We start from the raw sequence: 6,689 nt of genomic DNA, 5'->3' as shown, positions 1-6,689 counted from the left end.
GGGCGCCGATCGGTCCGGCGGCTTTGGGGCGGGAGTTCGGGTTCTCCGAGGGCTGGGGCCGCAAGCGGATCAAGGCTGTTGAGTCCCGCCGGGCCGCTGGGGCGCGCGAGGCCCTGCATCTGGTGCCCGCCGGGGACGGTGCCTGATGGCCATTGTGCGGTTCTTCGACCCGGCCGGTGCCCGCTTCGGTATCCCGACCTACCCGTTCGGTCTGGCTCCGGCCGGGCTGGCCACGCGCCGGCAGTTGCGGGAGCGCGGGCTTCGCCCCGGAGGGCAGGAGGTTGCGGCTCAGGTGCTGTGGAACTCGCGCCGCTACCGCTGCGGCGTACGCGCCGCGTACCTGTACCGGATCGAGAGCGCCAAGCCGGTGCGGCCCATGACTCCCGCCAGGCGCGCCGCTTTGGCCGCGGCGATGGCCGCGCGCCGCACCTGCCCGACCTGCCGCCGCGATGCCGGGTACGTCATCGCGGCTTCGCTGGGCGGCTGCACCGCCTGCACCTACGACGAACAGCGCGTCGCCTGAACGAGCACGACCCGCACGGGGCCCGGCCCTTCTCTCCCACAGATCCGGCCAGGCCCCTACTCCTTAAGGAGTTCTCTCAGCATGACCGACACCACCACCACTGCGGTAGCGGCCCCCGAGGCCGCACCGGACACGCACGCGGCACCGCCGCAGCAGCCGCCCGAGTCCAAGGCCGCTGCGACTGCTGCCGAGTTGGGCCACACGCCGGGCGGGTGGCCCGTTGTCCCCCTCGCTGTGACGGGGACGAACACCACCGCATCACTGCTGGCCGCAGCCACTCTGGTCGGCGGCCCGGCCGCGCTCGCACTCGCCGCCACCGGGGCGGTCGTCATCGGCGCTGCTGCCGGCACCCGTAGTCGCCGTGACCAACGCCGCAAGGGCGCGGCCGGGCGTCCCCGTGCAGCTGCCGGGGGAAGTGCCGCGACCCGCAGTGCCCGCCGGGCTGCGGCCGGCCGGGTCCCGACGCAGAAGCGCCCCACCAGCCTGCGCACGTCCGGCGGTACCGGCAGCAGGTCCGGGCGAGCGAGCCGCGCACCCAGCAGGGCAGGCGGCAAGACCGGTGGACTCGGCAAGGCCGTTCGCGGCTTCGGCGGTTCGTCCACGGGAGCTGCACGCCGTGGCGGAGACGGTGGCGCTGCTCGCGTTTCCGGTTCGTCCCGCACGCTCGCGGAGAACGCTCAGGGGCGGGCGGGGCAGGTCAAGGCGCTGCGCGAGTCGGCGCGGCAGGCGTCTCCGTCGCGGGCCGCGCGGCGCGCGCAGACCACGGGCGCCCGGCGGTCGCTCGCCGATGCCCGACGTGGCGTCAAGGCCGCAGGCCGTGCCGCCTCGCCGGCCCGCAAGGGCCCGATCGGACGGGCGGTGAGCAAGGGCGCCGGACGGGTCGGAGCCGCACGCCGGGCCGCCGTCGAGCGCAACCGTGCGGCGCGGGATCAGCGGACAGCCGGGCAGGTCCGGCAGCAGCGTGACGCGGTACGCAAGGCACCAGCCCGCAGGCGGGCACGGAAGGCGCTGCGCGGGTCTGCGGCCCGGTTCCGGGGCCGTCGGCTGCTGGCCGCGCTGCTCGCCGGTGCGCTGGGCATCGCCGGGGCGCTCACCACCCCCGTCGGCCGCAAGCTCGGCTGGCGCTGGCTGATGCATCCCGGCCGCCGCCTCTACGCCCGCCTGACGGGCGCGGCCGAGGCCGAGCGCGCCGAACGGGATGCGGAGATTCGCCAGCGGCAGGCGCAGGAAGAGGCCGCGGCGGACGCCGAGGCCGAGCAGGACCCGAACGAGGTCAAGGACCGGGTGGAGCGCCCCGCCCACCTGGTCCTTGGCCCCGCCCACACCCCTGTTGAGGAAGTGATCAACGTGTCCGGTTTCCGGTTCGAAGAGGCCGCAGCCGAGATGGAGAACGCCGCCCGCACCTACGAGCCCGACAACAGCATGGAGATCCTGTCCATGGTCGAGAACCTGCCCGACGCGCTGACCTCGGTCGCCAACACCTTCCGCATCCTGGCCGAGCGCTCCGACAGCGAGTTCCCGCTGGAGAAGGACATCGCGGATGCGTTCGACGAGATCTACGGCGCGCTGATGCGCGCGGTGGATTCCGCGGCCGACCTCGGGCCGCTGTTCCGGCAGGTCCACGAGGCCGACATCGCCCGTCACGAGGACCCGCGCAACGGGCCCGAGGCCGAGAAGGGCTGGAACGTCTGACCATGGCCACCAACACACAGGCCGGCACCGGGCCGGTGTGGGACTGGGCGGCCGGTCACGGACCCGTGACCGGCGCCCTGTCCGCCACCACCGGATGCCTCGCCGTCGCCACCACCGGCGCCGCCACCGGCATGCCCCCCGGCTGGGCCCTCACCGTAGGAGCGGCCGGGGCCATAGGCCACACGGTCAGCAGCCTGCGAGAGCGGCTGTCCGCGCGGACCGTCGCCATGCGGGCCGCCTCCTGGCTGGTGGGCGCGGGCTGGACGACATGGGCCATGACCACCGGCCCTCTCTCGTGGGCCGCGCTCGGCTCGCTGGCCACGATCGGCGTCGGCATGGGGGCTGCGGCCCGCTCCACGCTGCTGTACGAGGAGGTGCGGGAGTTGGAGGCCATCGCCGCCGCCGAACGCCAGGTGGCCGCCGAACTGTCCGCCGAACGGCGTGCGATTGCCGCGGAGTGGGTGGACCGGGTCCAGCGGGTGTGCGGGATCACCGTGCGGGTACTGGCGGTGGAGTCGTGGCCGACCGGCACCGGGTTCACCATCGACGCCGAACTCCCGCCCGGCGGCGCCACCTACGACAGGATCGCCGGATACTCCGCGCAGCTGTCCGCCGACGCCCGCCTGCCGCACGGCTGCACCGCCACCGCCTCGCAGGGCATCGACCAGGGCCGCGTCCTGATCGACGTGACCACGGTCAACGTGCTGGTGGAAGAGCGCACCTACCCGACCGACTACGGTCCGCTGTCGATCCACACCGGCATCCCGTGGGGGTATCGCACCAACGCTCAAGAGATCTGCGTCCACCTGCGCGAGCAGTGCGCGCTGGTGGTCGGCCCCACCGGTTCGGGCAAGACCAACATGGTCCACGTCATCCTCGCCGGGTTCGCCCGCACCACCGACGTCCTGACCTGGGTGATCGACCTCAACGCCGGATCGGCCGGCCTGCCCTGGGTGCGCCCCGCCCTCGACGCCAACGGCGCGTTCGTGGAAGGCATGCGGCCGGGGATCGACTGGTTGGCCTCCACCTACGAAGAGGCCCTGACGATGCTGGAGACCGCACTCGCGGTCGGGCATCACCGCAAGGTCGCCTACCAGGACCTGATGGCCGAGCGGAACACCGACCAGCTCCCCATCAGCGCGAAGATCCCGCAGATCATGCTGGTCATCGACGAAGGCGCGGAGATCCTGATCAGCAGCGACAAGCGGATGCGCAAGCTCGCGGAGAAGATCCTGGAAGTGATCCGGATGCTGCGGGCCATGGGCATCCGCACCGTGCTCACCGCCCTCGGCGCCACCGGGGCGGTGCTGGGGAACCTGATGATCCGCCGGGAGGCCAAGGCCCGGGTCTGCCTGACCGGCGGAGAGGTCGAGGGCATGGACCTGGGCAAGATCTTCCCAGGCTCGCGCGGCCTGAAGGTCACCCAGGCCCCCTACCAGGGCGCCGGATTCATGGGCACCCCCGAGTCCCCGGCCGCGCTGTTCAAGAACTGGCGCATCCTGCCCAACCAGATACGCGACATCGTCACCGCCACAACCGACCTCCACCCCACCCTCGACACCATCTCCGCACGCGCCGCCGGACCTGCCTATGCCCGACGCTGGGACGCCACCCGTACCGCCTGGATGCGCGACCACCTCAACCACGCCGCCGACACCGCGCAGTCCCCCCAGTCGCATGCGGCCGGGGGAGGGCTGAACCTGTCCGCGCTTCGCGGCAGCAACGACACCGACGCGGACGCATTGGCGGCCGAGTTCATGCAGCAGATCGACGCCAAGTTCGGCACCGCCCCCGAACCGGACGCCACCCCACCCGCCCCGCCCGCTCCCGAGCCCCCCGCTCCTGCCGAGGGGCTGAACCTGTCCGCGCTGCGCGAGCCCAAGAGCCACAACGCCGGTCCGGCGTGGCTGCCCGAGGCAGTCGACGCGATCGAGTCGGCCGGTGCCACGGGCATGAAGCCGTCCGCAGTGGCGGACCTGGTCGGCCGCAGCCGACAGGCGGTGCGCGACGCGCTCAAGGCCGCCGCGGAGCGCGGTGAGGTGGTCTACCGGGACAACGGACCGCACTCGGTCTACATCCACCCCGACCACGCCTGACGCTCACACACGGCTACCGGCTACCGGCCAGTGCCAAGTTGCCACTGGCCGGTAGAACGCCCCGCTACGGGCCACCAGGGCCCCTCACCGGGCGTCTTCCGCTGGCCGGTAGCCACTGGCCGCTATCCACTGCGGTCACACCACGTGACCGCGTCAGGTACCGCTCGGGCCGGTCTACCGCAAGCACGGAGACCGGCCCGCCCCGTTCCCGCACCACCTCATCGCGAGCCGAACGGAGGCACCACCACCCATGACCCACCACCCGCCCGGGAACACCGCCCCACACCTCCCCGCCGACCTGTACCGGCAGGCGCAGGCAACCGGACAGCCCATCGTCATCGTCCACCAGGCCCCGACCACTCGGCCGACGCCGACGCGCTACCTGGTGCCGCTGGGCATCGCGCTCGCCGCCACCGTCGGCGTCATCGGTCTGGTCGCCGCGCTCCTGGCGCTGATCGAGTTCGCCGCCCACACCGCCGCCCTGCTCGTCGGCACCGCGGGCCCCATCGGCGTCGGCGGCATCACCCTCAAACTCGCCCGGTCCAAGACCAAATGACAGTCAGGAGAACCGTCATGGTCCCCGATCCCACCAGCTACGACGACTACGTCGACGCCCAGGACTGCGACCTGTGCCACCCGCCGAACGGATCCGACCCGTACGAATACCCGCACTGCTGCCTGTGCGGCGCCGACGGCAACCCCGCCAACCCCGACTGCACCTGCGCCTGATCCAGCAAGGGAGTCCGCGTGCTGTTCTACCTGACCACCCACAAATGCCACTGGGTTCGCCTGGCCAGCGTGCCGCTGTTCCTCAAGCCCAGAGCACTTCACCCAAGCCCGCACCCTCCCGGCAACGGCGTCGTCCCCCAACAGGCCACCGCCGCCCTGCACCTGCTCATTACCCGCGCAATCGCCCCCCACCACGCGGCATAGCTGCGCCCGGAGGCGGCGGCACTCCCGGCCAAGGACAGCCCGCCGCCTCCGGTTCCCCACCACGGTCAACGACCGAGAAGGCGACACCAGGATGCCCCAACCCTCCCCGTCCGCGCTCCAGCACGCCTCCCGCGGCTGGCACGTATTCCCCCTCATCCCCGGCGACAAGCGCCCCGCCGTCCGAGCCTGGGAGGAACGCGCCACGACCGACCCCGAGCGCATCGCCCGGTGCTGGGCCACCGGCGCCTACAACATCGGCATCGCCACCGGGCCATCCCGGCTGGTCGTCCTTGATCTCGACGCCCCCAAGCACGACCAGGACACCGCGCCCGAGTCGTGGGCGGCTCCGGGCATCGTCTGCGGGGAAGACGTCTTCGCAGCGTTGTGCGAGCGGCACGGCCAGCCCTACCCGCACCAGACCTACACGGTGCGTACCGGCCGCGGCGGCATCCACCTGTACTTCACCGCCCCGGCCGGGGTCGAGCTGCGCAACACCGCGGGCAAGCTCGGCTGGAAGGTGGACACCCGCGCTGCCGGAGGCTACGTCGTCGCCGTCGGCAGCACTGTGAACGGTCAGCCCTACACCGTCGTGCACGACACCGCACCGGCCCCGCTGCCCGACTGGCTCGCCGAACTCCTGCGACCCGCACCCCTGCCCCCACAGCGCCCGGTCGTGGTGCCGCTGGACACCGGCCGGTACTCCGCCTACCTGCGCTCCGCCGTCGCGGGTNTCGCCTCGGTCGCACTCGGGCAACTCGTCGCCGGAGGCGCGCTGCCCGAGCACGACGTGACGAGCTGGCTGACCGCCGCTGCCGAGCAGGTCGGGCAGCGCCCCGGGGAGACCCAGCGCACCATCCGTTCCGGGCTCAAGGCCGGAGCCAAGCGCCCCCGAAAGGTCGCGGCATGACGGGCACCCCGAACCCGGCCCTGTCCGAGCACCTGCACGCCGTCCCTCCACCGCTCGACCCCGGCAAGCCACCGGCCCCGGCCCGCCCGCGCACCGCGTGGACGGCCGACGAGCTGATGGCCATGGACTTCCCCGAACCGCGCTGGGCCGTGCCCGGGATCATCTCCGAGGGCGTGAACCTGCTCTGCGGCCCGCCGAAGGTGGGCAAGTCCTGGCTCTCGCTGGGGCTCGGGCTGTCGGTCGCCGTCGGCGGCACGGCGTTCGACAGCGTCCCCGTGGACGGCGGGCCCGTGCTCTACCTCGCCCTCGAAGACACCCCCCGCCGCCTCCAAAGCCGCATGGGCAAAATCCTGGGCGGGCAACCGGCCCCCAACGGCCTGACCCTGTCCACCACGTGCCCGCCCTTGCCCCAGGGCGGCACCGACGCCATCGCCGCATGGGTCGAGCGCCACCGCGACGCCCGCATGGTCGTCATCGACGTCTTCGCCAAAGTCCGCGGCAACTCCGCCCCCGGAGCCTCCGCCTACGACGCCGACTA

8 protein-coding genes are annotated in these 6,689 nt (G+C 72.8%); all 8 read left to right on the top strand.

What is annotated here, in order from left to right:
* Positions 1-145 precede the first annotated feature (145 nt).
* Complete coding sequence (locus IEY86_RS35355) at positions 146-523, top strand: RRQRL motif-containing zinc-binding protein (protein WP_189136004.1); 378 nt, start codon at positions 146-148, stop codon at positions 521-523.
* Positions 524-604: 81 nt separating this feature from the next.
* Complete coding sequence (locus IEY86_RS35350; RefSeq protein ID WP_189136003.1) at positions 605-2,215, top strand: hypothetical protein; 1,611 nt, start codon at positions 605-607, stop codon at positions 2,213-2,215.
* A 2-nt stretch (positions 2,216-2,217) separates the two neighbouring features.
* Positions 2,218-4,311, top strand: coding sequence for a hypothetical protein (locus IEY86_RS35345; RefSeq protein WP_189136002.1), 2,094 nt, complete (start codon positions 2,218-2,220; stop codon positions 4,309-4,311).
* 250 nt (positions 4,312-4,561) lie between these two features.
* On the top strand, positions 4,562-4,867 hold the full coding sequence (locus tag IEY86_RS35340) for a hypothetical protein (RefSeq protein ID WP_189136001.1): 306 nt from the start codon (positions 4,562-4,564) through the stop codon (positions 4,865-4,867).
* 17 nt (positions 4,868-4,884) lie between these two features.
* Positions 4,885-5,040: a hypothetical protein gene (locus IEY86_RS35335; RefSeq protein WP_189136000.1), complete on the top strand. Its 156-nt coding sequence runs from the start codon at positions 4,885-4,887 to the stop codon at positions 5,038-5,040.
* An 18-nt stretch (positions 5,041-5,058) separates the two neighbouring features.
* Positions 5,059-5,244 (top strand): hypothetical protein, encoded by a 186-nt coding sequence (locus IEY86_RS35330; protein WP_189135999.1) that lies wholly within the window; start codon positions 5,059-5,061, stop codon positions 5,242-5,244.
* A gap of 91 nt (positions 5,245-5,335) precedes the next feature.
* The gene (locus IEY86_RS35325) at positions 5,336-6,151 is read left to right on the top strand and encodes a bifunctional DNA primase/polymerase (protein ID WP_189135998.1); all 816 of its coding nucleotides are present in this window, start codon (positions 5,336-5,338) and stop codon (positions 6,149-6,151) included.
* The coding region (locus tag IEY86_RS35320) for an ATP-binding protein (RefSeq protein WP_189135997.1) at positions 6,148-6,689 on the top strand (542 nt) is incomplete at its 3' end. The genes IEY86_RS35325 and IEY86_RS35320, both read left to right, overlap by 4 nt.

The sequence above is a fragment of the Wenjunlia tyrosinilytica genome (assembly GCF_014646055.1).
GTDB lineage: Bacteria > Actinomycetota > Actinomycetes > Streptomycetales > Streptomycetaceae > Wenjunlia > Wenjunlia tyrosinilytica.
This window is presented reverse-complemented; position numbering and strand designations above follow the sequence as displayed.

Excerpts from the sequence above, each read along its gene's own strand:
- IEY86_RS35335 (WP_189136000.1), top strand. The coding sequence starts at position 4,885 with ATGGTCCCCGATCCCACCAGCTACGACGACTACGTCGACGCCCAGGAC.
- IEY86_RS35350 (WP_189136003.1), top strand. The coding sequence starts at position 605 with ATGACCGACACCACCACCACTGCGGTAGCGGCCCCCGAGGCCGCACCG.
- IEY86_RS35355 (WP_189136004.1), top strand. The coding sequence starts at position 146 with ATGGCCATTGTGCGGTTCTTCGACCCGGCCGGTGCCCGCTTCGGTATC.
- IEY86_RS35340 (WP_189136001.1), top strand. The coding sequence starts at position 4,562 with ATGACCCACCACCCGCCCGGGAACACCGCCCCACACCTCCCCGCCGAC.
- IEY86_RS35345 (WP_189136002.1), top strand. The coding sequence starts at position 2,218 with ATGGCCACCAACACACAGGCCGGCACCGGGCCGGTGTGGGACTGGGCG.